This is a genomic window from Loktanella sp. S4079, from assembly GCF_000967725.1.
Lineage (GTDB): Bacteria > Pseudomonadota > Alphaproteobacteria > Rhodobacterales > Rhodobacteraceae > Yoonia.
This window is the reverse complement of sequence record NZ_JXYE01000002.1, coordinates 19,856-44,745: the sequence shown is the minus strand read 5'-3', so window position 1 is coordinate 44,745 and position 24,890 is coordinate 19,856. Positions and strand designations below refer to the sequence as shown.

20 protein-coding genes and 1 tRNA gene are annotated in these 24,890 nt (G+C 55.6%); 13 read left to right on the top strand and 8 right to left on the bottom strand.

Annotated features, from left to right (window positions below; genetic code table 11):
• The first annotated feature begins 10 nt into the window (after positions 1 to 10).
• The 4 genes from TW80_RS01245 to TW80_RS01230 are packed head-to-tail and all read left to right on the top strand — an operon-like array spanning position 11 to position 6,753.
• Entirely contained in the window at positions 11 to 1,015 is a 1,005-nt protein-coding gene (locus tag TW80_RS01245) for an AAA family ATPase (protein WP_045995563.1), read from the top strand.
• Positions 1,012 to 1,878: a DUF58 domain-containing protein gene (locus tag TW80_RS01240; RefSeq protein WP_045995562.1), complete on the top strand. Its 867-nt coding sequence runs from the start codon at positions 1,012 to 1,014 to the stop codon at positions 1,876 to 1,878. Before TW80_RS01245 ends, TW80_RS01240 begins: the two co-directional genes overlap by 4 nt.
• A gap of 55 nt (positions 1,879 to 1,933) precedes the next feature.
• Complete coding sequence (locus TW80_RS01235; RefSeq protein WP_045995561.1) at positions 1,934 to 4,690, top strand: DUF4159 domain-containing protein; 2,757 nt, start codon at positions 1,934 to 1,936, stop codon at positions 4,688 to 4,690.
• Positions 4,687 to 6,753: a membrane protein gene (locus TW80_RS01230; protein WP_045995560.1), complete on the top strand. Its 2,067-nt coding sequence runs from the start codon at positions 4,687 to 4,689 to the stop codon at positions 6,751 to 6,753. The genes TW80_RS01235 and TW80_RS01230 overlap by 4 nt, the downstream gene beginning before the upstream one ends.
• Before the next feature lie 7 nt (positions 6,754 to 6,760).
• On the opposite strand, the gene TW80_RS01225 is transcribed toward TW80_RS01230, so the two are convergent.
• Both TW80_RS01225 and TW80_RS01220 read right to left on the bottom strand, forming a co-directional pair.
• Positions 6,761 to 7,099 (bottom strand): hypothetical protein, encoded by a 339-nt coding sequence (locus tag TW80_RS01225; RefSeq protein ID WP_045995559.1) that lies wholly within the window; start codon positions 7,097 to 7,099, stop codon positions 6,761 to 6,763.
• Positions 7,096 to 7,794 (bottom strand): DUF599 domain-containing protein, encoded by a 699-nt coding sequence (locus TW80_RS01220; protein ID WP_045995558.1) that lies wholly within the window; start codon positions 7,792 to 7,794, stop codon positions 7,096 to 7,098. Before TW80_RS01220 ends, TW80_RS01225 begins: the two co-directional genes overlap by 4 nt.
• Before the next feature lie 81 nt (positions 7,795 to 7,875).
• On the opposite strand from TW80_RS01220, the gene TW80_RS01215 reads away from it, so the two are divergent.
• The 5 genes from TW80_RS01215 (at position 7,876) to TW80_RS01195 (ending at position 13,193) form a co-directional block, all read left to right on the top strand.
• On the top strand, positions 7,876 to 9,309 hold the full coding sequence (locus TW80_RS01215; protein ID WP_045995557.1) for an FAD-linked oxidase C-terminal domain-containing protein: 1,434 nt from the start codon (positions 7,876 to 7,878) through the stop codon (positions 9,307 to 9,309).
• Positions 9,310 to 9,321: 12 nt separating this feature from the next.
• On the top strand, positions 9,322 to 10,404 hold the full coding sequence (gene glcE, locus TW80_RS01210) for a glycolate oxidase subunit GlcE (protein WP_045996926.1): 1,083 nt from the start codon (positions 9,322 to 9,324) through the stop codon (positions 10,402 to 10,404).
• The gene (gene glcF / locus TW80_RS01205; RefSeq protein WP_045995556.1) at positions 10,404 to 11,720 is read left to right on the top strand and encodes a glycolate oxidase subunit GlcF; all 1,317 of its coding nucleotides are present in this window, start codon (positions 10,404 to 10,406) and stop codon (positions 11,718 to 11,720) included. Before glcE ends, glcF begins: the two co-directional genes overlap by 1 nt.
• A 55-nt stretch (positions 11,721 to 11,775) precedes the next feature.
• Positions 11,776 to 12,585, top strand: coding sequence for a trypsin-like serine peptidase (locus TW80_RS01200; protein ID WP_045995555.1), 810 nt, complete (start codon positions 11,776 to 11,778; stop codon positions 12,583 to 12,585).
• Positions 12,586 to 12,725: 140 nt separating this feature from the next.
• The gene (locus TW80_RS01195; protein ID WP_045995554.1) at positions 12,726 to 13,193 is read left to right on the top strand and encodes an Hsp20 family protein; all 468 of its coding nucleotides are present in this window, start codon (positions 12,726 to 12,728) and stop codon (positions 13,191 to 13,193) included.
• 39 nt (positions 13,194 to 13,232) lie between these two features.
• Here the strand turns inward: TW80_RS01195 and polA are convergent, their stop codons facing one another.
• Positions 13,233 to 16,046 carry a DNA polymerase I gene (polA, locus tag TW80_RS01190; RefSeq protein ID WP_045996925.1) on the bottom strand — a complete coding sequence of 938 codons (2,814 nt, stop codon included), beginning with the start codon at positions 16,044 to 16,046 and terminating at the stop codon, positions 13,233 to 13,235.
• Between the two features lie 39 nt (positions 16,047 to 16,085).
• On the opposite strand from polA, the gene TW80_RS01185 reads away from it, so the two are divergent.
• Positions 16,086 to 16,547, top strand: a complete 462-nt coding sequence (locus tag TW80_RS01185) for a hypothetical protein (RefSeq protein ID WP_045995553.1) — start codon at positions 16,086 to 16,088, stop codon at positions 16,545 to 16,547.
• On the opposite strand, the gene TW80_RS01180 is transcribed toward TW80_RS01185, so the two are convergent.
• Positions 16,544 to 16,723 (bottom strand): zinc-finger domain-containing protein, encoded by a 180-nt coding sequence (locus tag TW80_RS01180; protein WP_045995552.1) that lies wholly within the window; start codon positions 16,721 to 16,723, stop codon positions 16,544 to 16,546. The two genes, TW80_RS01185 and TW80_RS01180, sit on opposite strands and share 4 nt — an antisense overlap.
• 87 nt (positions 16,724 to 16,810) lie before the next feature.
• On the opposite strand from TW80_RS01180, the gene TW80_RS01175 reads away from it, so the two are divergent.
• A complete protein-coding gene (locus tag TW80_RS01175) occupies positions 16,811 to 17,740 on the top strand; it encodes an ABC transporter ATP-binding protein (protein ID WP_045995551.1) in 930 nt (309 codons plus the stop codon).
• Between the two features lie 43 nt (positions 17,741 to 17,783).
• Here TW80_RS01175 and TW80_RS01170 read toward each other — a convergent pair whose 3' ends face one another.
• Positions 17,784 to 18,146 carry an HIT domain-containing protein gene (locus TW80_RS01170; RefSeq protein WP_045995550.1) on the bottom strand — a complete coding sequence of 121 codons (363 nt, stop codon included), beginning with the start codon at positions 18,144 to 18,146 and terminating at the stop codon, positions 17,784 to 17,786.
• 8 nt (positions 18,147 to 18,154) lie between these two features.
• Positions 18,155 to 19,732, bottom strand: coding sequence for a DUF5928 domain-containing protein (locus tag TW80_RS01165; RefSeq protein WP_045995549.1), 1,578 nt, complete (start codon positions 19,730 to 19,732; stop codon positions 18,155 to 18,157).
• 129 nt (positions 19,733 to 19,861) lie between these two features.
• Between TW80_RS01165 and TW80_RS01160 the strand changes: the two genes are divergently transcribed.
• Positions 19,862 to 20,683 (top strand): sulfotransferase family protein, encoded by an 822-nt coding sequence (locus TW80_RS01160; protein ID WP_239450476.1) that lies wholly within the window; start codon positions 19,862 to 19,864, stop codon positions 20,681 to 20,683.
• Between the two features lie 49 nt (positions 20,684 to 20,732).
• On the opposite strand, the gene TW80_RS01155 is transcribed toward TW80_RS01160, so the two are convergent.
• Together TW80_RS01155 and TW80_RS01150 are read right to left on the bottom strand one after the other, a co-directional pair.
• Positions 20,733 to 20,818 (bottom strand) — tRNA-Leu (locus tag TW80_RS01155).
• A 12-nt stretch (positions 20,819 to 20,830) separates the two neighbouring features.
• Complete coding sequence (locus TW80_RS01150; RefSeq protein ID WP_084625738.1) at positions 20,831 to 21,325, bottom strand: Lrp/AsnC family transcriptional regulator; 495 nt, start codon at positions 21,323 to 21,325, stop codon at positions 20,831 to 20,833.
• A 105-nt stretch (positions 21,326 to 21,430) separates the two neighbouring features.
• Between TW80_RS01150 and putA the strand changes: the two genes are divergently transcribed.
• Positions 21,431 to 24,889, top strand: a complete 3,459-nt coding sequence (putA, locus tag TW80_RS01145; protein WP_045995547.1) for a bifunctional proline dehydrogenase/L-glutamate gamma-semialdehyde dehydrogenase PutA — start codon at positions 21,431 to 21,433, stop codon at positions 24,887 to 24,889.
• Position 24,890: the final 1 nt, after the last annotated feature.

Here is a 24,890-nt window from a genome sequence, read left to right as displayed (position 1 = left end):
GAGGAAAGTCATGGCCGATCACGCCGATCTTGTCGCGCAAATTGAAAGCCTAGGCACAAAATTGCAAGAAGCGCGCAGCAGCATTTCAAGACGGTTCATCGGTCAAACGCGGGTTGTTGACCTGACATTGACTGCGCTGATCTGTGGCGGACATGCCGTTTTGATCGGGCTTCCTGGTTTGGGTAAGACCCGACTTGTTGATACGCTTTCAACGGTCATGGGGCTGAACGGCAACCGTATTCAGTTTACACCTGACCTCATGCCTGCTGATATTCTGGGGTCCGAAGTACTGGAAACAGCCGAGAACGGAACCCGGAACTTTCGTTTCATCGAGGGCCCGATTTTCTGCCAACTCTTGATGGCGGATGAGATCAACCGCGCATCGCCACGCACTCAGTCCGCGCTTTTGCAAGCAATGCAGGAAAAAGAAGTCTCCATCGCAGGTGAACACCGCCCACTTGGCGAACCTTTTCATGTGCTGGCAACGCAGAACCCCATCGAACAAGAAGGCACCTATCCCCTTCCCGAGGCGCAGCTTGACCGCTTTTTGGTGCAAATTGATGTTCCCTACCCAGATCGCGCCACTGAACGCGACATCTTGATCGCAACAACAGGCGCAACCGAGGACGAAGCAACCGCAGTCTTTACCGCCGATGAACTGCGTGCAGCACAGGCCCTATTGCGGCGCATGCCTGTTGGCGACAACATCGTCGAAATGATCCTTGATCTGGTGCGTGCATGTCGACCAGATGATGCGGCCCCCGATATCGTTCGGCAAAACATCAGTTGGGGTCCGGGGCCTCGGGCGGCACAGGCGTTGATGCTGACGGTTCGCGCGCAAGCATTGCTTGATGGGCGGCTGGCACCCTCGGTTGATGATATCCGGGCGATGGCGGTGCCTGTTCTTGAACATCGGATGGCACTGTCATTTGCCGCCCGTGCACGTGGTGAAAGCATCGCCGACATCATCAACACAGTTGCGGACCAAGTAACCAACGTCGCATCGGCCGCATGACTGCACCACTCAACCTCCGGGCCGATGCCGAAGGGCTCGCCGCGCCCATGCCCGCGCTCTTGGCAGAGGCAGAGCACCTCGCGAACACCGTCCTGTTGGGCGAACACGGGCGACGCCGCGCCGGCACTGGGGATGCGTTTTGGCAATATCGCCCCGCCCAGCCCACCGATCCAGCGCGCAGTATCGACTGGCGCAGATCAGCGCGTTCTGACGCCAACTTTGTTCAAGACAAGGAATGGCAAATCGCCCAATCTATCCTGCTCTGGGTCGATCAATCGGCAGCCATGGAATTTCAGTCGAACGAAAACCCAACAAAATCGCGCCGGGCACGCATGTTGGGCCTCGCAATCGCAATCCTCCTCAATCGGGGCGGCGAACGTGTTGGGCTGACGGGGCTTCGGCTTCCGCCACGCCGGGGCGATGGTCAAATCATGCAGATGGCACAAATCCTATGCCAAGAAGCCAACACTGATTATGGCAGCCCAAATAGTCAAGGCATGCTTCCGCACTCAAGAGCGGTTCTGATCAGTGACTTCTTAGGTGACATCTCTGCCGTAGAAGACACGCTGCTAGAGGCCGCCGAACGCGGCGTGCGCGGTGCGCTCTTGCAGGTCCTCGACCCACAAGAGGAAGAATTCCCCTTTGAAGGGCGCACAGTATTTCACTCCATGACCGGAGCCATCGAGCACGAGACGCTCCGCGCGGGTGGCCTCAAACAACGCTATCTCCAACGCCTCGCGGAACGCAAAGATCGGCTCGCGCAATTGGCCCGCACAACGGGATGGCAGTTCCAGACCCACCACACAGGACAACCGGCGACCACCGCGCTATTATGGCTCTATCGCGCACTCGAAAGACGATGATGACCAGAACGCCCAGCCCTCGCTTTGTTCCAAATACTCAAAAGGACCCCGTTTCATGTGGTCAATTGGCCCGATAGGTTTCACTGCACCATGGCTCTTGGTTGCACTCGGGGCGCTGCCGTTGCTCTGGGTATTACTGCGCGCTGTGCCCCCTGCGCCGATCCGGCGTCGTTTTCCTGGCGTCGCACTTTTGCTCGGCCTGACCGATGACGAGAGCCAATCTGATCGCACCCCTTGGTGGCTTCTGCTTTTGCGTATGCTTGCGGTTGCGGCAATGATTATCGGATTTGCGGGGCCAGTCTTAAACCCACAGACGGCCCGCGAAGGGCGCGGTGATTTGGTCATTGCGATCGACGCGACTTGGGCCGGAGCAAGCGGCTGGCAGTCACAAATCGACCGGGTCTCATCGCTCTTGAACGAGGCCGCAATCGCAGATCGTCGGGTCGCAGTCGTCGCGCTTAGCAACTTGCCCGATGACGCACTGCCATTTGCCGCGCCCGCGGATTGGCAGAACCGACTACCGAACCTGCATCCCAGCGCCTGGCAACCTAGCAGCGCCATAGACTATTTCGCAGCTCAACAAGGCCAGTTCGAAACCTACTGGATTTCGGATGGGATCGACTATCCCGAACGCGCTGACCTGCTAGCTGCGTTTGAAGCGGCCGGATCAGTAACTGTTTTCCAAACGCCGCGATCCATTTTGGCCGTTCGTCCCGCCCGTTACGAGGACGGACAAGTCATCGTCGCCGCCACGCGCACCCCAACGGGCGCCGCGCTCGACACGCAAATCACGGCAATTGGGTTAGACCCATCCGGTGTTGAACGTCAGCTTGCAACCGTTCCGATCCGGTTCGAGACAGGCGCGGCCGACGCCGAAACGCCGATGATCCTCCCCCCGGAGCTACGCAACCGCATTACCCGCTTTGAAATCTCTGGCGCGCGCTCGGCGGGCGCGGTTAGCCTCACTGATGACGCGCTCAAACGGCGCGAGGTCGCCTTGATCGCGGGCAGTGATAGCCGGGAGGGGCTAGAGCTACTATCGCCGCTCTACTACTTGCGCGAGGCTCTAAGCCCAACGGCAGATTTGATTGATGGCACATTGTCCGATCTGCTCTTGGCAAACCCTGACGTGATCATCTTGGCCGATGTCGCCACCCTCAGCGAAGCCGAAGCCGACGCCGTGGACGATTGGATCGCGGCAGGTGGCATGCTGCTCCGATTTGCCGGCCCAAGGCTCGCCGCGAGCGACACGGGCCGCAATACAGAAGACCCTTTACTACCAGTACGATTGCGCAGCGGTGGCCGCACTGTTGGCGGCGCAATGAGTTGGGGAGAGCCAAAATCGCTCGCCCCGTTTGACAATGACAGCCCATTTTTCGGGCTGGCCATACCGGACGACGTAACCGTATCAAGCCAAGTCATGGCCCAGCCCGACCCGACCCTTGCGGACCGGGTGATTGCACAGCTCGCCGATGGGACACCTTTGGTGACGCGCAAACTGGTTGGCGAAGGTCAGGTTGTGTTGTTTCACGTCACAGCAAATGCCGAATGGTCGACATTGCCACTGTCTGGATTGTTCGTTCAAATGCTGGAACGTTTGGCTGTTTCCACCCGCCCCGCTATTCCCGACCTCACAGAACTGGCTGGCACGACTTGGCTACCGAGCAAGACGCTGGATGCCTACGGCAACCTACAAGACGGCAGCGCCCTGCCCGGTGTCGCAGGCGAAGTGTTCAGCACCGCGATGCCAAGCTCCGATCTGCAACCCGGCCTTTACATGGGCGAAGATCGCCAGCTCGCAGTGAACGTGATCAGTGCAGAAACTGTCTTGTCTCCGATCAGTTGGCCGCAACGGATCACCGTCGAAGGTCTGACCGTTCTGCGTGAGACCGCGATGAAAGGATGGCTGCTCAGCTTGGCTGTATTGCTCATGTTGGTGGACGTCATCGCATCGCTCGCCGTTGGTGGGCGGCTGCGCGGACCACGCGCTGATGTCGCCGCTTTGCTGGGTCTTTTGCTGCTCAGTGCGCCCGAGGCCCAAGCGCAAGTCGAAGCAGACGTATTCGCGCTTCAGGCGACATCCCAAGTCGTCTTGGGGCATGTTCTAACCGGGGATCCGCAAACGGATGAAATCGCCGAAGCGGGGCTTTTGGGGCTGTCGCAAACGCTGTTCCGACGCACATCAATCGAACCGGCCGCACCAATCGGGGTTGATCTTGAAACGGATGAACTCGCATTCTTTCCGTTCTTGTATTGGCCAATGACTTCTTCACAATCGCTCCCCTCGTCCGAGGCATACGCCAAGCTGAACCGCTACCTGCGCGGCGGCGGCATGATCATGTTTGATACGCGTGATGCAGATACCGCGGGTTTTGGGTCTGGCTCGCCCGAGGGGCGTAAACTCCAAGCCATCGCGCGGTCGCTGGACATCCCTGCGCTAGAGCCGATCCCCTCTGATCACGTATTGACCCGCAGTTTTTATCTGCTTCAGAATTTCCCGGGCCGTTACAACAGCCGTGATGTATGGGTCGAAGCAGCGCCAATCGACGCCGCACAAGTCGAAGGGATGCCATTTCGCAACCTAAATGACGGGGTCACACCTGTGATTATCGGGGGCAATGATTGGGCTGCTGCTTGGGCCGTTAATGCGAATGGCACCCCGATGTTACCCGTCGGGCGCGGTATGTCGGGCGAACGCCAGCGCGAAATCGCTCTGCGTTTTGGGGTGAATGTGATCATGCATGTGCTCACTGGAAACTATAAATCAGATCAAGTCCACGTCCCAGATTTGCTGGATAGGTTGGGTCAATGACAGAAACCATTATCTTTGATCCGCTCGTCCCCTCGGCCGTCGTCATTGCGACAATTGCCCTAACCATATTAGGCGTATCTATCGCCCTGTGGCGGCGATTGCCCGGTGTCTGGTTGCGTGCAGGCGCAGGTGCCGCGCTACTGCTTGCGCTGACGGGTCCGTCGCTTCAGCAAGAAGAACGCGCACCGCTGACAGATATTGTCTTGCTGGTTGTTGACGAAAGCGCGAGCCAACGGGTCGCAGATCGGCCGGATCAAACCGCCCAAGCAATCGCACAAGTCGAAAGCGAACTGTCACGCCAATCGAACACAGAACTACGGATCGTCCGTCTGGGCGATGGTGAGGGCGACATTGGCACCGCTCTGATGACGGCCACCGCCGAGGCGCTATCCGCAGAACCGCGCGGACGCATCGCTGGCGTTCTCTTGCTCAGCGACGGGCGCTTGCACGATCTTGATCGCGCCGTCACGCCTCCTGCGCCGATGCATCTGCTGCTCACCGGACAGCCAGAGGATTGGGACCGTCGGCTTGTGGTATCTCATGCGCCAGCATTTGCGATCTTGGGCGAACAATTCACCCTGACCCTGCGCGTCGAAGACCAAGGCGCTGCGCCCGCGACTGAGGCCGTCACCTTGTCAGTTGCAATTGATGGGGATGCCCCGATTACATTGTCCATCCCCATAGGGCGCGACATCGAAATCCCGATTGAACTGCCCCATGGCGGAATGAATGTTTTGCAATTCTCAATCCCGGAATCTGATGGCGAATTGACCACCCGCAACAACGCCGCAGTCGTTCAAATTAACGGGGTCAGGGATCGTTTGCGCGTGCTCTTGGTTTCCGGGGAACCGCACGCGGGGGAACGCACATGGCGCAACCTGCTTAAGTCCGACCAGACGGTTGACCTCGTCCACTTTACGATCCTGCGCCCACCGGAAAAGCAAGACGGCGTACCTGTCAACGAACTGTCATTGATTGCGTTTCCCACCCGCGAGCTGTTCTTGGACAAGATCCACGACTTTGATCTGATCATCTTTGACCGCTATCGGCGCCGGGGTATTCTGCCATCTAGCTATCTGGATAATATCCGCCAATACGTCGAACAAGGCGGCGCGGTATTGGTTTCCTCTGGTCCAGAATATGGCTCTGCCGAGAGTATCTACCGATCACCTTTGGGGCAGATCCTGCCCGGCGCACCAACAGCGCGCGTATTTGAAGAGGGCTTTGTCCCGCAAATCACCGATATCGGCCAACGACACCCTGTGACCGAAGGGCTCGAGGAATTCGCGCCGAGCACTGATGAAAATGGACCGGGTTGGGGCCGCTGGTTTAGGTTGGTAGACGTGCTCGTCCCCCAAGACGCAACAACTGTTATGTCAGGGCGAGATGATCGCCCGCTTCTCACGCTCAATCGCATTGGCGAAGGGCGTGTGTCGCTGATTGCCTCGGACCATAGCTGGCTGTGGGATCGCGGTTTCGAAGGTGGCGGACCTCAATTAGAATTGCTGCGTCGCCTTGCCCATTGGATGATGAAAGAGCCCGAACTCGAAGAAGAAACCCTGTGGGCCGAACCATCCGGGCAAACGATGCGGATCATTCGCCGCACCCTTAGCGAAGAAACAGGCGATGTCACTGTCACGCACCCCGATGGCAGCGAAACTGTCCTGACACTCGAAGAAGTTTCACCGGGCCGCTATGAAACGCTTTGGAATGGTCCAGAGATCGGGCTTTACCGGCTAGATGACGGTGAAATATCATCTGTGATCGCCCTTGGGCCTGCAGCACCCCGCGAGTTCGAGCAAACCATCGCAAGTGCAGAGGCTTTGTCGCCACTCATCGAAAGCACCGGCGGTGGCGTCCGGTCCATTTCTGACGGCGATTTTAGCATTCGCACGGTGCGTGCGGGCCGCCCAGCGCATGGGCGCGGTTGGATTGGCATCACCCCACGCGGCGCCTATCAGACCGCCGACATTCGGATAACTCCGATTTTGCCAGCTTGGGCATGGCTATTGCTTGGGTCAGTATTGATGATTGGGGCGTGGCTGCGTGAAGGGCGGCGCTAGATCGCAACTAGGGCAACAGGGGAACTTCGAACAGTTCCTCTGACCAGCCATCGACGTTACAGCGTGTACGAATAAAGATGGACGTCGCGCCCTGCGGGATCATGATCCCGGACTGGGATCGGGTAAAGGGTTGTTCATCTACATGCGGGTGAAACAGTTCGCGAAATCCGATCCGGTTACCGGCGGCGTCTAGGACCTCCCAACCATCCGCGTAATGGTCCCAACCTGTATCCGGATGCAATATCGTGACCGACACCTGATCACCCGTCACAGTCACATCTTGCACCTGTGGGGCATCTGCGAATGCCGCGCTCGAGATCAAGAGAGGGATCAACGCATGTTTCATGGCTTTTCGTTTAGCAGAATACTCCGTGGAATCGATGCAAATTCTCGTGTCCAGACGATCCAGACGGCAACCAGCGTCGCAATGATCAATGCGACAGACCCCAAGAGCCACGCCAGCGCGGCCAAGGCAAAATACATCGCCCGCAGACCCCGGTTAAAGTTCACGGCTGCACGAATGTTCAATTCAGCCGCCTGCGCTGCGCGTGGGAATGCGATTGGGTCTTTGGGGTCATTGGGCACTGCGGCCATCACCACGGCACAATAACCAAACACCCGGTTCGCCCAGACGAATTTCAAAAACGCATTTGCCAAGAACAAAACAACAAGCCCCAGCTTGAGCTGCCAAACCACCACCGGCACAGGCATATCAGACACCTCAAGCGCCACACCGCTGAGCGGATCAGTATTCCCGATCAATGCCAGCACACCACCAATGGCCAACAGACAAGTGGACGCAAAGAAAGAAGTGCTTTGACGTAAGCTACTGAGAATCTGACTGTCAAACAGACGCGGGGTTCGTTCGACAAAAACCTTCATCCAGTTCCGGCGATGTTCAGACATCAAGACAGTAACCGATGGTCGTTTGCTGCCCGAATGGTCGATCAGCGAACCAATTGTGTACCACGCAAGAATAATCAGCGCGGCAGCGCACCAATCCCAAATCGTGAGCAAGCTAAGGTGTTCGAAGAGTGTCATATTTCAATGTGTACTCAGTCCGCTTCGGACTTGCTATAGTGAAAAATTGGTAATATCTTTTTACCACAGAGGAGAGCAAAGATGGAAATGCCAGCCCCCAACGCCAGCGTCCTGTCGCAAAAAGATCAGATTCTGCGCCGATTGCGGGCAGTTCTACCGCATGACGCCGTGATCTCAGACGAGGCGCAAACGCGCGCCTATGAATGTGACGCTTTAACGGCCTATCGCTGCCCGCCTTTATGTGCCGTTCTCCCTGCGAACACCCATGAGGTCGCTGCGGTACTGAAGATTTGCTCGGAAATGGGTGTGCCCGTCGTACCGCGCGGTTCCGGGACATCTTTGGCTGGGGGCGCGCTACCGACTGCGGATTCGGTCATCCTCGGCGTGGCAAAGATGAACGCGGTGATCGAAACGAACTATCCTGACCGCTACATCAAGGTGCAAACCGGGCGCACCAACCTGTCCGTTACCGGCGCGGTCGAGGCTGACGGTTTTTTCTATGCACCTGATCCATCCAGTCAACTTGCCTGCGCGATTGCAGGCAATATCGCGATGAACTCTGGTGGGGCGCATTGTTTGAAATACGGGGTGACAACCAACAATCTGCTTGGCGTCACGATGGTCATGATGGATGGCACCATCGTAGAAATCGGTGGGGCGCATCTGGATGCTGGTGGGCTAGATCTGCTTGGCGTTATTTGCGGCTCCGAAGGGCAATTGGGCGTCGTGACCGAAGCCACATTGCGCATTATGCCCAAGCCCGAAGGCGCGCGGCCTGTGCTAATGGGATATGATAGCAACGAAACTGCTGGGCAGGTTGTCACCGACATTATCAAGGCAGGCGTCCTGCCCGTTGCTATCGAATTCATGGATCGCCCCTGCATCGAAGCTACCGAAGCCTTTGCCAAAGCGGGCTATCCGATGTGCGAAGCACTCTTGATTGTCGAAGTCGAAGGATCGGACGCCGAAATCGACGCACAGCTCAAGCTGATTATGGAAATTGCTGGCAAACATAACCCGGTCGAACTGCGCGAGGCCAAATCCGCGGATGAGGCCGCGCGCATTTGGCTCGGCCGTAAATCGGCGTTCGGCGCGATGGGGCAAATCAACGACTATATGTGCCTTGATGGTACTATTCCCGTATCACAATTGCCCTATGTTTTGCGCCGCATCGGAGAGCTGTCCACCCACTACGGTTTGGGCGTCGCAAATGTGTTTCACGCAGGTGACGGAAATATGCACCCGCTCATTCTATTTGATGCAAACAAACCCGGCGATCTCGAGCTTTGCGAAGAATTTGGCGCTGAAATCCTGAAACTCTGCGTTGAAGTTGGCGGATGCCTGACAGGCGAGCACGGCGTCGGGATCGAAAAACGTGACCTCATGACCGTGCAATATACGCAGGCCGATCTAGAGGCACAGATGGCCGTCAAAGATGTCTTTGACCCAGCGTGGTTGCTGAACGCGGCCAAAGTATTTCCGCTTGATAGCTCGCAAACGCGCCGCGTGGCGTAGATGGATCAACCTATGTTTCAACCTCAGACCGAAGCTGCGCTTTCTGATTTCATTCAAAGCGCCAATGCCCCCCTGAGCATCAAAGGTGGCGGCACCCGCGAATACGCCCATGTGTCAGGTGACATTGTCGATATGTCAGGCATGTCCGGAATTACCCTGTATGAACCCGGCGCATTGACGGTGGTGGCAAAGGCGGGAACGCCCCTCAAGGAACTGACCCAAGCGCTCGCTGCTGAAAATCAGCGCCTTGCCTTTGAACCGATGGATCATCGCACGCTGCTCGGCACCACAGGAGAACCGACAATTGGTGGCATTGTCGCCGCGAATATTTCCGGGCCGCGTCGGATCGCCGTTGGGGCCTGTCGCGATTTTCTATTGGGTGTTCGGTTTGTCGATGGCGCTGGCGCGATCATCAAGAACGGCGGGCGCGTGATGAAAAATGTAACTGGCTATGATCTGGTGAAATTGATGGCAGGCGCATATGGCACATTGGGCGTATTGACCGAAGTTTCATTCAAAGTATTGCCGAAGGTCGAAACAGAAACCACCTTGGTTTTCGACGGGCTCGATGACGCTACTGCAATCAGGGCCATGTCCGATGCGCTCTGCTCGCCTTACGAAGTGACGGGTGCGGCACACGACCCAAGTCAGGGCAAAACCTATCTGCGCCTTGAGGGGTTCGCAGATTCTGTTGCCTATCGCGCGCGATCGCTCACGCAGCTCTTGGGGCGTTATGGCACCGCAATTCAGGCGCAAACTGACTGGGACGCGATCCGCGATGTTGCTGCCTTTGCTGATCTTCCGGGGAATGTCTGGCGCATCAGCACCAAACCCTCTGCAGCACCAGCGCTGGTCGCGCAGATGAACGCCAAAGCTGTGCAGTATGATTGGGGTGGCGGGCTGATCTGGGCCTTAACAGATGACACGGACCTGCGCGCTAAACTGGGGCATTTTGACGGTCACGCGACATTGGTGAGAGGGACAGCGCCCGCCCCCCGATTCCACCCCCAGCCTGCGCCACTAGCCGCCATCAGCGCAGGCCTAAGACGTAAATTTGATCCGCGAAACATCCTGAACACGGGGTTAATGGCCTAATGCAAACCCAATTCACCCCTGCCCAGTTAGAAAACCGCGACACCGCGCGCGCGAATGAAATCTTGCGCGCATGTGTACATTGCGGATTTTGCACCGCAACCTGCCCCACCTATCAAGTGTTGGGTGATGAACTCGACAGCCCGCGTGGGCGAATTTATCTGATCAAAGATATGCTGGAAAACAATCGCAAACCCGACGCGAAAACCGTTCAGCATGTCGATCGCTGTTTGTCTTGCCTTGCCTGTATGACGACCTGCCCGTCAGGTGTGCATTATATGCATCTGGTCGATCATGCCCGCGCCTATATCGAAAAAAACTATGACCGACCTTGGTCTGATCGTTTCCTCAGGTGGGTGCTCGCACGGATATTGCCTTACCCTACCCGGTTTCGCGTCGCTCTGCTTGGGGCGAAAATCGCGCGGCCATTTCAGCGATTTTTGCCCGATGCACGCCTGCGCGCGATGGTCGCTATGGCCCCAAAGACAATTCCACCAGTCAGTCGCAATGATGATCCGCAGGTCTTTCCGACTGAGAACAAGAAAATGCGCGTCGCCCTGATGACGGGTTGCGCCCAAAAGGCATTGAACACGGATATTAACGACGCAACGATCCGGCTACTGACCCGACTTGGGGTCGAAGTCGTTGTTGCCGAAGGTGCCGGCTGTTGTGGTGCGTTGACCCACCATATGGGCAAAGATACCGAAAGCCATACAGCGGCAGCAAAAAACATTCGCGCTTGGACGCACGAGATGGAAGCCGGGCTTGATGCCATCGTCATCAATACCTCTGGCTGCGGCACAACGATCAAAGATTACGGTCATATGTTCCGCAATGATCCATTAGCCGAAGACGCCGCAAAGGTTAGCACGATTGCGATGGATATCTCAGAGCTTCTCGAGAGACTGGAACTGCCCCAAGGCGCCCCAAAAGACATCAAAGTCGCCTATCATGCGGCCTGTTCACTACAGCATGGGCAGCAGGTGAAATCTGCACCTAAGACGCTGCTCAACAAGGCTGGCTTTACGGTTTTGGAACCCGCCGACAGTCATCTGTGCTGCGGCTCTGCCGGAACGTACAATTTGATGCAGCCAGAAATCTCGGGCCAACTCAAGGCGCGCAAGGTAGCCACACTCGAGGCACTGACACCCGATATCATCGCTGCGGGCAATATCGGATGCATGATGCAGATCGGCAGCGGCACGGATGTTCCGATTGTACATACTGTTGAGCTTTTGGATTGGGCGACAGGTGGCCCGAAACCTGCAGCGATGCGTACCGATAACCCTGCAAAAAACAACGTGCCGATTTTGCGATAATGCCATATTCATGCCGCAAGTCTTGGCGAAGCTGCGCCAAAGAAAAAGGATGACTATGCGGCGACTGGTTTCACTTGTTTTGTATTTCGTGCTTTCCGCTTTTGCGGTGCAAGCCGATGAAACAGGTCTTGTGACGTTGCAAACACGTCAAGACAGCCAAGGCTGGGAAGCAGTTGGTCGCCTCGATATTGCGAACAAGGGGTTTTGTACTGCCTCGTTGATACGCGAACGTTTGATCCTGACAGCAGCGCATTGTTTGTTCGATTCCGATGGCTCAAGGATCGCGACCGAACGCTTTAGCTTTCGGGCTGGTCTACGGGATGGACGTGCATCTGCGACCCGCGCGATAACGCGGGCGGTACCGCATCCTGACTATCAAAATAGCGGCGATACATTTGTCGCTTCTGAGGTCGCGATGGACATCGCCGTTTTGGAACTTGATCGGCCAATCCAGCTATCTCGGGTCCGACCCTATCTGATTGCCCCACGTCCATTGACCGGGGACGAGATCGGAGTCGTGTCCTATGGGCGGGGCCGCGAAAGCGCGCCCAGCCTGCAAGAGGTGTGCAGCGTCTTGGGACGTCAAACGGGTATCATCGTAATGACCTGTGATGTCGACTTCGGCTCTAGTGGATCACCTGTATTTACGGTCCGAAATGGCGAAACACGGATCGTTTCTGTTGTCTCTGCGATGGCGCAGATTGATGGGCAAAAAGTGTCGCTTGGCACCTCGCTTGACGGACCACTATCCGCGCTGATGAGCCATTTTTCATCGATTGGCCCCGCGCGCCCAGGCGGAACGCAGCGGCTGATTTCCATTGGCGAGCGCAATGACACTGGCGCGAAATTCGTTCGGGCTAATTAGGCGGCTTGCAAGCCCCCTTGAAACTGCAAAATCAGCTTCCCACATAAGACTAACCAAGGCGCCAATAACGGGCCTTGGATCACTGCCTGTCCCAACGGGAAGGTTTCTGAATTGTTATCGCTTACTAAAGGATGACCCAAATGCGTAGTTTTGACCTAACACCCCTTTATCGTGCCACTGTTGGATTTGACCAAATCGCCGACCTTATGGATCGTGCACTCGCCAACGACGTGAGCCAAAACAGCTATCCCCCATATAACATCGAAAAAACGGCAGACGACGGCTGGCGCATTTCGATCGCAGTCGCAGGTTTCTCTGATGATGATCTCGCCATTGAGGTCAAAGATCGATCGCTGCACGTAACCGCCCGCAAAGCGGAAAGCGAAGACACACGCAACTACCTACATCGCGGCATCGCAACCCGCGCGTTTGAACGCCGTTTCCATTTGGCAGACCACGTGCGCGTGACGGGCGCCAGCCACGAAAATGGCATGCTGCACATTGATCTTGTCCGCGAAGTACCAGAGGCGCTCAAGCCCCGCCGGATTGAAATCACTGCGGCTGGCAAAAAGGATGCCAACCTCGTTGAGGCAAAATCCGTCAACTAACCGCAAACACGTAGGGTGGATTTAAATCCACCCTACAGATCAGTGCGCTTCGGCCCAGTTCGCGCCCTGCCCTGCATCAACCGCCAATTTCACATCTAGCTTTACAGCGGGATCGCTTGCGTTTTCCATCACATCGCAGGCGATTTCAATCAGTGCGCCGGCCTGTCCTTCTTCGACCTCAAAGATCAGCTCGTCGTGTACCTGCAACAGCATTTTCGCAGGCAACTCTGCAATAGCATCTGGCATACGGATCATCGCCCGGCGAATGACATCAGCAGCTGTCCCTTGGATCGGGGCGTTAATCGCAGCGCGTTTCGCGAAACCGGCATGCGGGCCTTTGGCATTGATCTCAGGCGTGTTGATCTTGCGGCCAAATAAGGTGCGCACATAGCCGTGATCTTTGGCAAAACTGACGGTTTCATCCATATATTTGCGGATACCTGGAAAGCGCTCAAAGTACCGATCAATAAAGCCTTGAGCCTCGCTACGCGGAATACGCAAGTTCCGGGCCAAACCGAAACCGGAAATTCCGTAAATGACACCAAAGTTGATGGCCTTTGCCTGGCGTCGAATTTCGGGCGTCATTTCATCAAGTGGGACTTCGAACATCTCTGATGCTGTCATCGCGTGAATGTCGATCCCGTCGCGAAAGGCCTGTTTCAGCGCATCAATACCCGCCACATGTGCCAGAATGCGCAGTTCAATCTGACTATAGTCGAGGCTCACCAAAACCTTTCCCGGCTCCGCGACAAAGGCTTCGCGAATGCGGCGGCCTTCTTCGGTCCGAACCGGGATGTTTTGCAGGTTCGGATCAGTCGAAGCAAGACGCCCGGTGTTCGCCCCCGCAATGGCATAAGAGGTGTGCACGCGCCCAGTGTCCGCATTGATATGTTCCTGAAGCGCATCCGTGTAAGTTGATTTCAGCTTGGACAATTGTCGCCAATCCAAAATTCGGCGTGGCAGATCGTGAATTGTCGCCAGATCCTCGAGCACATCGGCGCCCGTTGAATAGGCGCCTGTTTTGCCTTTGGCGGGCTTTTTCCCATCCGGCAGTTCGAGCGACATTTCGTCAAACATGATCTCGCCCAACTGCTTGGGCGAGCCGACATTGAATTTGCGCCCCGCCATTTCGTGGATTTCGTCCTCAAGGCCAGCCATCTTTTGGGCAAAGGCATTCGACATCCGCGAGAGCGTATCGCGATCAACTTTGACGCCGTGCATCTCCATCTGCGCCAAAACTGGCACCAAGGGACGTTCGAGCGTTTCATAGACGGTGGTGACCCGTTTGACATGCAATTGTGGCTTGAACTGCTGCCATAGCCGCAGCGTAATGTCGGCATCCTCTGCCGCGTATTTCACGGCGTCCGAAATCTGCACACGGTCAAAGGTGATTGCGGACTTACCTGTCCCTAGCAACGGCTTGATCGGAATTGGCGTATGCCCCAGATAGCGTTCGGACAAAACGTCCATGCCGTGATTATGCACGCCCGCGTTCATCGCGTAAGACATCAGCATCGTGTCGTCTATTGGCGCAACATTAAGCCCAAGACGCGCAAAGATCTTAGAGTCGTACTTCATGTTTTGACCGATCTTGATGATCGACTGATCCTCAAGCACAGGCTTTAGCATGGCCAAACAGCGGTCAAAATCCATCTGCCCTTCTGCCGTCGCGTCCGATCCAAACAGATCATCTGAAGCGGCGGCCTTGTGGGCGAGCGGTATGTAGCAGGCCTGTCCCGGCTCTACACACAGCGAAATACCGACAAGATCGACGACCATCTCGTTCAGACCTGTGGTTTCGGTATCAACCGCCACATAGCCGCGTTCACGGATGCGGTCGATCCACACCTGCAAAGCTGCCTCGTCCGACACGCATTCGTATTTTTCGGCATCAATTGGTACAGCCTCTGGCGCGGCGACTTCTGTTGTGGTTGGGGCAGCTTCGATCACGGGGGCCTCTGCGCCCAGCTTATCCGCGATCCTCTTGGTTACTGTGCGGAATTCCATCTGTGCAAGGAACCCCAACAAGGTTTCAGGATCGGGGTCGCGCACTTCAAGGCTGTCCAAATCAAAGGGCAGTTCCATGTCACAATCCAGCTGAACCAGCTTTTTCGACAATTCGATCTGCGCCCGATTATCAATCAATGTCTGGCGGCGTTTGGGTTGTTTGATCTCTTCGGCGCGATCCAACAGCGTTTCCAGGTTACCGTATTCATTGATCAATAGGGCCGCCGTCTTGATCCCGATGCCCGGTGCACCCGGCACGTTATCAACCGAATCCCCAGCCAAGGCCTGAACATCAACAACGCTCTCTGGGCCAACACCGAATTTCTCAAACACGCCGTCACGGTCGACCCGTTTGCTCTTCATTGGATCAAGCATTTCAACGCCGTCACCAACCAGCTGCATCAAATCCTTATCCGAAGATACAATCGTCACCCGCCCGCCTGCATCCCGCGCCATATGTGACAAGGTCGCGATGATATCATCAGCTTCGAAGCCTTCGATTTCTTCGCAGGCGATATTGAACGCGCGGGTTGCTTCGCGGGTCAGCGGCATCTGCGGCCGCAAATCCTCGGGCATGGCTTCGCGATTGGCCTTGTATTGATCATAGAGATCATTGCGGAAGGTATGACTGCCCTTATCAAAGATAACGGCAACATGGGTTGCTGCATCTGGCCCTGTGTTTCCTTCGACATAGCGCTGGAGCATGTTCACGAATCCACTAACGGCCCCTACAGGTAGACCATCAGATTTGCGCGTGAGCGGCGGCAAAGCGTGATAGGCTCGGAAAATAAATGCCGAGCCGTCAATTAGATGCAGGTGGCACCCTTTGCCGAATTGCGTTGCCATGTCATTCATCCCCTATTCGCATTTGTCAAAGGTTTTGCCATGTTCCGTCTCATCCTTCCAGTCGCCATCTGCATTGCCCAGTCAGCCAATGCGCAATCGGGCACCCAATGCGCTCTTACCGAGGACAATGAAAACTGTAATCGCGTGGTGGCATGCGTTGGTACGGACGGGCTATGGTTCAACGGACGCGCATTTGGGCGCGGCACCGGAACCTTTGCCGGCAGCATGAGTAACGGGGTCTCATGCGATGGCACTTGGGTGTCACGAAATGCCTTTGGACTGGGTGAGGCCGATGTCAGTTGCGACGACGGGATGACTGGCAAGGTGCTTTATACCTATCAAGACCCGTATACAGGGACAGCCGTCGGCCGTGGCCTTACGTCTGATGGGCGGCCCATTCAGATCTGGTCGGGCAATAACGTCCTCAGATACTTGCGCGAGGACACAGGAAAACCCGTAGCCATGTTGCCATGCGCCGCAGGTGCAATCCCGATGAGCTAAACTTTGCCCTCAAATTCGGCATGTACCAGTTTTGCATCGCAGTAAGGGCATTCAACAAAACCGGATTCATGTGGGATCTGCAACCAAACACGCGGGTGGCCAAGCCCACCTTCGCCACCATCACAAGCAACACGCCAGTCGTTTACAATGCGGGTCTCTGGGGCGGGCGTGGTCATGATATCACCTGTTAGCTTGCCGCGGGGCGCTGCCCGCCTTAGATCAGTACTGATATACCGCAGCCGTGGCGCAGGGGAAAGACCAGCATGACCGACAACGCAATAGAAATTTCCGGGCTCAAAAAGACCTACGCCGCCACCGGGCGCAGCCCCGCCAAAGAAGCGCTAAAGGGTATTGATCTGAATATCCCACGCGGGTCGATTTTCGGGCTTTTGGGTCCGAACGGTGCAGGAAAATCAACACTGATCAATATTCTCGCCGGGCTTGTGGTGAAAACAGAAGGCTCTGTGAAAATTTGGGGCTTTGACCAAGATTCAAATCCGCGCCAATCGCGCGCCTCAATCGGAATTATGCCGCAAGAGCCACATCTTGACCCGTTCTTTACTCCGGCCGGTTCGCTCGATGTACAGGCCGGTTTGTATGGCGTGCCCAAATCCCAAAGACGTACAGCGGAAATCCTCGACCTTATCGGGCTGACAGATAAGGCAGATGCCTATGCGCGATCCCTATCTGGCGGCATGCGGCGCAGATTGTTGTTGGGGAAGGCTCTTGTTCATTCACCGCAGATTCTGGTTCTAGACGAACCCACGGCGGGCGTTGATATTGAACTGCGCAATATGCTTTGGCAAAATGTCCGGCGCCTGAACGACGAAGGGATGACGATCATCTTAACGACACACTACCTCGAAGAGGCCGAGGAGATGTGTGACGACATAGCGATCATCAATCATGGTGAGGTCATCGTGCGCGACAGCACCGCCAACTTGCTTGGTCAGCTTGATAGCAAGACGCTGGTGATCACACCTGATGGCGCACATGACATCCCCGCGCTACCAGAGACGATCACAGGGCAACGGCTGGAAAATGGTGCTTTGGCGTTCACCTACCAAAGCACGCAGACCCCAGCCGAGGATGTCTTGAATATCGTGCGCAACGCCGGGATCACGATCAAAGACGTGAAAACACAGCAGGCTGACCTTGAAGATGTATTCTTATCGCTAACATCATCAGGCTAGCGCCGGGGAGAGATCAAATTTAGCTAAATTTGATCGCTGCCCCCTAAACCGAAAGCATCCGCCCCAGTGGCTTCCCGCCAATGATGTGCATGTGATAGTGCGGCACTTCTTGGACGCCATGGCCGCGCGTATTGGAAATACCGCGGAACCCCTCTTCGAGGCCCATTTGATCGCAAACGGCTGCGACAGCCTGAAAGAAACCAGCTTGTTCGTCAGCCGATGCGTCACGGGCAAAGTGATCAAGGCTCATGTACGGCCCCTTGGGAATGACCAAGACGTGAACGGGCGCTTGTGGCTGGATGTCATGAAACGCCAAAGCGTGGTCATTCTCGTACACTGTCTTATTCGGGATCTCGCCGCGCAGTATTTTGGCAAAGATATTCTGATCGTCGTAAGCGTATTCCATGCGTTTCCTCAATCAACAAAAAGATACGGGGTTTCGGCCAATAGCATTGCCAACTCAGCATTCACGCTCAGGAACTGACCAATGGCTGCGGCGTTTTCATCTAGGCTGGCGTTCTCGCGAATACGAAACGCGCCAGAGAAATCGGCGTCCCGCATGCTGTCTCTTTCGTGGACGATATCATTGCGGATCGTTGGCAATAGCCGCGAAATGGTTGCCTCACTAGCGCCTGCTCCGGCAAGCCCGACCCGTTTGGCGTGCCCTGCCAGATAGTCATCGTCAAATTCGCATTCGATTTCCAGCAAGCGGACAGTCGCCCTGTCGGAAAAGAAGTCGCGCATCAGTTCCAAGTCTGCGGTATCAAGGCAAATGACCAACCGGTCGCGCTGATAGTGATCAAATAACATCCGCAAGAAAGCGCGACGGTGTCGCCCGCGCTTTGACAGGGTTGTTTCGATCCCGCCCAAGTCAGGCAGTGGCGTTTGCTCTTCGTTAAACAAATACTCGACCGCCGGAACATCTGTGTGTTCGCGTATATTCGCCACAAGACGTTTTGCAACATGCCACTTTTTGCAAGCAATGATCAGCAGTTCACGACTGCGCCCAAGGCTGGTTTCGACCTCCCAGAACCGTGGCGCAAAGCGCCGCCCGATCCGTCCACGATCTGCGAGAAAGCCAAACAGATTCCGGCCTTCATCGGAAATGACAAAATCCATCTTATCGCTCGCATAAAGCGCACCAAGCTGATCACGCAGATCGCGGGCCTCTGCACTGATTTTGCGCGCGAACAACCCGTTTTGCCCCAACAGCAGGTCATAGTGATCGTTATAAAAAGTCACCGGCATCCCGTAGTCGGTGAACATCAGAAATGTGAGCGTTCGATTTTCAATTTCTTGACTGGGCACAAGATGGCGCGCCAGCGTCTGGAAAAAGGTCTCGTCGGGAATCCATGTCGTCCGAAAAAACCGCATAACGTCCTTACGTTCGGCGACAAAATCCAACATCGCCTCGATGGTGCGCCGGCGCAGACACCACCATTGACTGCCAATCATGACTTTCACATCTGCAGGGATTTTTCGGGTAATCCGGAACTTTTGCTGCAATTCAAACGAGGTATAAAACAGCCATTTTTGCGTGCGCTCGTTGAACCAGTGGCGGTAGATTAGCCGCTCTTCGCGAAAGCCAGTCTTAATCCAATTGCTTTCGAAAAAATCGTAGCATTCGATAAAATCGCGGTCATGACGGTCCAGAAACTGATGCGTAAATTCTGCCGATTTGATTGGCATACAATCGCCGGACACCATGTAGAAATGGCTCGCTCGCGGAAATGCATCGACCGCAGCCTGAATGGCATGCAGCGTTGCTTGAACGAGGCTCCATTCCCCCCAGCCACATTTTTCGCGACGTTTAGCAAAGGTGACATTCGGATTATCCGAAAGGGCCGCCGTGATTGTGGCATAATCATCGGCGCTGGCAGAGGCATCAAAGTGAATCGCTATGAAATCGCCCGCAGCAGTGAGCTGTTCGGCCTGTTTAACAATGGCCTCGGGGTTCTTGTGACATAGAAGGATATAGGCGATTCTTGCCATAAAAAGGTAGGGCCCTTGTGATCAGTACACGCGTTTACAGCATCTTGCAGTGAACAGTCATTGAATAAACGGTGTTTCTTTGCTCTTAAAGGGAAAATGACTGCGGTGTTTCGCAAAAGGAGATCATAAATGGCGAGTTTCCCCGGAACGTGGATGACAAATAGCGAAAGCGTCATCTATCGGGTGGTGCCGAAATGCGCCTGTTCGACCATTGGTCAGATCATGTATTATTCAGATCACGGCGAATTTTTCGACGGCGACATTCACGATGCACAGGCAGGCATGCACAAATGGGCAATAGCCGATAGCCAACCCCCGATCATCAACAATGTGACCCAACACAAGAGCTATGCCTTTACCTGCGTGCGTAACCCCTACACACGCATTCTGTCGTCGTTCTTTGACAAGATCTGCGGCATCCAACGCAACGGCAAATACTATCGCGGCAACCTCGTTCCACTGCTGATCCAGAAATACGGGATCGAGGTTGGTGACCCGAACAACGGTTTTGAATTTGATCAGATCAAGAGCTTTCGCCGCTTTTTGCTCTTCGCACGTGATACCATTCGGTGGCGGCGTCCGATGGAGCCGGACATCCACTGGTCAGCCATGTCGGGCCATATTTCGACCTACATCGTAAACGGTGGACGCTACGACAACATCTTTTGGACCGAAAAGTTCAACGAAGGCATGCAAAGCGTTCTCGATCACATCGAAACACCTAAGCCCGTAGATCTGGCACAGATTCCACGTTTCAACGAAAGCGAAGGCCACGGCCCTAAACGGCTGCACCCGGTCGAAGACTACTTTGATGATCTGTCAATGCATCTGGTCTACGAGATGTACAAAAAGGATTTTCGAATCTTTAAATATGATTTCGAGAACCCAGCCAACAAAATGCCGATCGGCGAAATTGATCTAGACGAAGTTCACGCAAAGCTGGGACAGTAGAAAAGAGTCAGGAAAAGAAGCGTTTTTATGGTTCTTTTCCTGAATTCGGTGGTACCCGCGGCCGGACTCGAACCGGCACGGCCGTTAGGCCAAGAGATTTTAAGTCTCCGATGTCTACCATTCCACCACGCGGGCACGGTGCTATTCCTACGCGGACGCGCCCGGAGGGGCAAGCGGTGAAAGTCCTTCTTCTTTCACGGCCTGCATCGCCACATAGGTCGAGGTATTCGCGACATGCGGTAAAGTCGATATTTTCTCGGCCAGCACGGCACGATAGCCGGTCATTCCAGCGGTCCGCACCTTGAGCAGATAGTCAAAAGACCCAGCAATCAGGTGGCATTGTTCGACCTCTGGCACCCGCATCACCGCTGCGTTAAACGCAGCAAGCGCGGTTTCTCTGGTATCGGTCAGTTTCACCTCGACAAAGGCGACGTGATCGCGCCCAAGTCGGATCGGATCAAATAACGCGCGATAACCGCGGATGACCCCGGTATCCTCGAGCCGTTTTAGACGTGCTTGGGTCGGCGATTTTGACAGACCGATTCTGCGGGCAAGCTCGGTCACGCTGACCCGCCCCTCCACAGCCAAGACGTCAAGTATTTTTCGGTCAAAACCATCTAAGTTTGAACTCATATCGACCATCATTTTCGCCTTCTTTGGTATATTCGCCCATGAATTGCGGAAATAGCAACCAAACGGACTTCGCGCAATCGGTTAGAATGGGGAAAAACAACAAGGACACCGCCAATGCCCAGTAACCCATCTCAGATGCACATAAATATCGACGCAAAAATGTACTGTGACGAAAGCAAAGCTGTGCAGGAACTGGTCGATGCGGCCCAATTGACCCAAGAAGATCGCGACCGCATCTGCGACAAAGCCGCCGATCTGGTTCGACAGATTCGCAACAGCTCTGAACCGGGATTGATGGAAGTCTTTCTCGCCGAATATGGGTTATCCACTGACGAAGGCATTGCCCTGATGTGTCTGGCCGAGGCGCTTCTGCGGGTGCCAGATGCAGATACGATCGATGCGCTGATCGAAGATAAAATCGCCCCATCCGATTGGGGTAAACATCTGGGGCATTCGGCGTCTTCACTGGTTAATGCCTCTACATGGGCGCTGATGTTGACGGGTCGCGTTTTGGACGATGACAAACCCGGCATCACGGGCCACCTGCGCAGCGCGGTTAAGCGATTGGGCGAACCTGTCATTCGCACCGCTGTCGGGCGCGCCATGCGCGAGATGGGCCGACAGTTTGTATTAGGCGAAGACATCAACAAGGCAATGAAACGCGCAACGGGCATGCAGGAAAAGGGGTTTACCTATAGCTATGATATGCTGGGCGAAGCCGCACGCACTGACGCTGACGCGCGCGCCTATCACCTCGCCTATTCGCGGGCGATTAGTGTGATCGCCGATCATTGCGTTCATGGCACTGTCGCCGAGAACCCCGGAATTTCCGTCAAACTGTCAGCGCTACATCCCCGCTATGAAATTGCCCAAGAAGAGCGCGTCATGACCGAATTGGTCCCGCGGGTACGCGCGCTTGCCATGCTCGCGAAATCCGCTGGAATGGGGTTTAACATCGACGCAGAAGAGGCAGACCGCCTCTCGCTTTCGCTGGATGTAATTAGGTCCGTTTTGTCAGAGCCGGCACTTGCTGGCTGGGACGGTTTTGGCGTTGTGGTACAGGCCTATGGGCAGCGCGCAGGGATGGTGATTGATCAGCTTTACGCGTTATCCCAATCCCTAGACCGCAAGATCATGATCCGCCTCGTCAAAGGCGCATATTGGGACGCCGAGATTAAGCGTGCGCAAGTCATGGGAATTGACGGCTTTCCCGTATTTACCACCAAGGCACATACTGACATCAGCTACATCAGTAACGCGCGCAAACTCTTGGGGATGACGGACCGCATCTACCCGCAGTTTGCAACGCACAACGCGCATACCGTTGCGGCCGTGATCGACATCGCCCAACAGCTGAACGTCAACACTGATGCTTTTGAGTTCCAGCGCCTACACGGCATGGGAGAGACATTGCATACCATCGTGTTAAAATCTCAGCAGACCCGCTGTCGGATTTACGCCCCTGTCGGCGCCCACGAAGACCTGCTTGCCTATCTCGTGCGTCGTTTGCTTGAAAACGGAGCGAACTCGAGCTTCGTGAACCAAATCGTCGACGAAGACGTCCCCCCAGAGGTCGTCGCAGCCTGCCCGTTCGCCGCCCTTGGTCAGTCATCGCAATTGCCCACAGGTCCAGAGCTATTTGAACCCTCACGTAAAAACGCACGCGGCTGGGATCTGACAAATCGGGTCACATTGGCAGAGATCAACAGTGGACGTGACGATTTGCGCAACGCCACGCTTGAGGCACGCCCCACGCAACTGACAGCACCCTCCAACGGCCCGCTTGAGCAGGTAATCAACCCTGCCCTGCCAAGTGACGTTGTCGGCACTGTGCAAATCGCCAGCCAAGACGATATCGCCGCTGCACTTGGCGCGGCCCAACCATGGGCGGCCGATGCGACGACGCGGGCAACAATTCTGAACGTTGCTGCAGACGCCTACGAAGCCGAGGCAAACGCCCTGTTTGCGATATTGGCCCGCGAGGCTGGTAAAGGTTTGCCCGATGTAATTGCCGAACTCAGAGAAGCTGTCGATTTCTTGCGCTACTATGCCAGCCAAGCCAATGACGAAGGTGAACTGCGCGGTATCTGGACATGTATCAGCCCTTGGAACTTTCCGCTGGCCATTTTTACCGGACAGATCGCCGCTGCATTAGCCGCAGGCAACGCGGTTTTGGCGAAACCTGCAGAACAGACACCACTGATTGCCGCCCGTGCTGTCGCCCTACTGCACCAGTCGGGCGTTCCCCAAAGCGCGCTGCAACTGCTGCCCGGCGGCGGAGAGGTCGGCGCCGCCCTTACGGCAGATCCACGCATCAGCGGTGTCGCCTTTACCGGTTCAACCGCGACCGCACTAAAAATTCGCGCAAACATGGCGAAACACTGTGCCCCCGGAACCCCCTTGATCGCTGAAACAGGCGGGCTCAATGCGATGATCGTGGACAGCACTGCGCTGCCAGAACACGCGGTCCGTGACATCGTTAACGGCGCATTTAGATCGGCGGGGCAGCGGTGCTCTGCTTTGCGCTGCCTTTATGTCCAAGAAGACATCGCGCCCGGCCTTTTGCGTATGCTCAAAGGTGCGATGGATGAACTGCGGATTGGCGATCCTTGGCTTTTGGAAACCGATGTTGGCCCGGTGATCGACACCGCAGCAAAGCGTACGATCGACGCGCATATCGCCCAAGCCAATAGTGAGGGGCGGATTATCCACCAGCTTCCTGTTCCGACGGATGGCGGGTATTTCGTGCCCCCGACAGTTATCCAAATCAAAGGTATCGCCGATCTTAAACAAGAGATCTTTGGCCCTGTTCTTCATGTGGCAACCTTTCGGGCAGATGAAATTGATGCGGTGATTGAGGCAATCAACGACACCGGATATGGCCTGACGTTCGGCCTGCATACGCGAATTGATGATCGTGTTCAGACGATTATTGAAAAGATCGAAGTCGGCAACATCTACGTGAACCGCGATCAGATCGGTGCCGTCGTAGGCAGCCAACCTTTTGGCGGAGAAGGACTATCTGGAACAGGTCCCAAGGCAGGCGGCCCGCACTATCTGCCGCGCTTTAGAAAGCAGACTGCCCAAGCAACAACGGCAAGCTGGGAAAAATCAGCAGATATGAACGCCCTCACAAAGGCATTGCATCAGCCTGCGATGATCACTGCTATTCCACCCACCGATTTACCCGGACCGACTGGTGAATCTAATCGGCATAGCATCAAACCGCGCGGCCCGATCCTATGTATGGGCCCCGGCGCGGAGGCCGCAACAGCCCAAGTCGCTGCCGTAGAATCGCTCGGTGGGATCGCCATCAATGCAAATGGGGATGTACCCGTGGATGCGCTGACAACAATTGCACCGCTCGCTGCTGTGGTTTGGTGGGGCGATGAGGAAACAGGACGCGCCATTGAAGCCGCCCTGAGCCAGCGGTCAGGGCCAATTGTCGCTCTCGTGACTGACATGCCGGACACGGCACATGTCAATCACGAACGCCATGTCTGCATCGACACCACGGCGGCAGGCGGGAACGCCGCATTATTGGCGCAGGTCGCTGACAAAGCTTTGACTTGAC

What these genes read in the sequence shown, in the direction of transcription:
- putA (WP_045995547.1), top strand. Translation starts at nt 21,431, where the DNA reads ATGCCCAGTAACCCATCTCAGATGCACATAAATATCGACGCAAAAATG.
- TW80_RS01235 (WP_045995561.1), top strand. Translation starts at nt 1,934, where the DNA reads ATGTGGTCAATTGGCCCGATAGGTTTCACTGCACCATGGCTCTTGGTT.
- TW80_RS01150 (WP_084625738.1), bottom strand. Translation starts at nt 21,325, where the DNA reads ATGGTCGATATGAGTTCAAACTTAGATGGTTTTGACCGAAAAATACTT.
- TW80_RS01185 (WP_045995553.1), top strand. Translation starts at nt 16,086, where the DNA reads ATGTTCCGTCTCATCCTTCCAGTCGCCATCTGCATTGCCCAGTCAGCC.
- TW80_RS01180 (WP_045995552.1), bottom strand. Translation starts at nt 16,723, where the DNA reads ATGACCACGCCCGCCCCAGAGACCCGCATTGTAAACGACTGGCGTGTT.
- TW80_RS01225 (WP_045995559.1), bottom strand. Translation starts at nt 7,099, where the DNA reads ATGAAACATGCGTTGATCCCTCTCTTGATCTCGAGCGCGGCATTCGCA.
- glcF (WP_045995556.1), top strand. Translation starts at nt 10,404, where the DNA reads ATGCAAACCCAATTCACCCCTGCCCAGTTAGAAAACCGCGACACCGCG.
- TW80_RS01200 (WP_045995555.1), top strand. Translation starts at nt 11,776, where the DNA reads ATGCGGCGACTGGTTTCACTTGTTTTGTATTTCGTGCTTTCCGCTTTT.
- TW80_RS01230 (WP_045995560.1), top strand. Translation starts at nt 4,687, where the DNA reads ATGACAGAAACCATTATCTTTGATCCGCTCGTCCCCTCGGCCGTCGTC.
- TW80_RS01245 (WP_045995563.1), top strand. Translation starts at nt 11, where the DNA reads ATGGCCGATCACGCCGATCTTGTCGCGCAAATTGAAAGCCTAGGCACA.
- TW80_RS01160 (WP_239450476.1), top strand. Translation starts at nt 19,862, where the DNA reads ATGGCGAGTTTCCCCGGAACGTGGATGACAAATAGCGAAAGCGTCATC.
- TW80_RS01240 (WP_045995562.1), top strand. Translation starts at nt 1,012, where the DNA reads ATGACTGCACCACTCAACCTCCGGGCCGATGCCGAAGGGCTCGCCGCG.
- glcE (WP_045996926.1), top strand. Translation starts at nt 9,322, where the DNA reads ATGTTTCAACCTCAGACCGAAGCTGCGCTTTCTGATTTCATTCAAAGC.
- TW80_RS01175 (WP_045995551.1), top strand. Translation starts at nt 16,811, where the DNA reads ATGACCGACAACGCAATAGAAATTTCCGGGCTCAAAAAGACCTACGCC.
- TW80_RS01220 (WP_045995558.1), bottom strand. Translation starts at nt 7,794, where the DNA reads ATGACACTCTTCGAACACCTTAGCTTGCTCACGATTTGGGATTGGTGC.
- TW80_RS01165 (WP_045995549.1), bottom strand. Translation starts at nt 19,732, where the DNA reads ATGGCAAGAATCGCCTATATCCTTCTATGTCACAAGAACCCCGAGGCC.
- TW80_RS01170 (WP_045995550.1), bottom strand. Translation starts at nt 18,146, where the DNA reads ATGGAATACGCTTACGACGATCAGAATATCTTTGCCAAAATACTGCGC.
- TW80_RS01215 (WP_045995557.1), top strand. Translation starts at nt 7,876, where the DNA reads ATGGAAATGCCAGCCCCCAACGCCAGCGTCCTGTCGCAAAAAGATCAG.
- TW80_RS01195 (WP_045995554.1), top strand. Translation starts at nt 12,726, where the DNA reads ATGCGTAGTTTTGACCTAACACCCCTTTATCGTGCCACTGTTGGATTT.
- polA (WP_045996925.1), bottom strand. Translation starts at nt 16,046, where the DNA reads ATGGCAACGCAATTCGGCAAAGGGTGCCACCTGCATCTAATTGACGGC.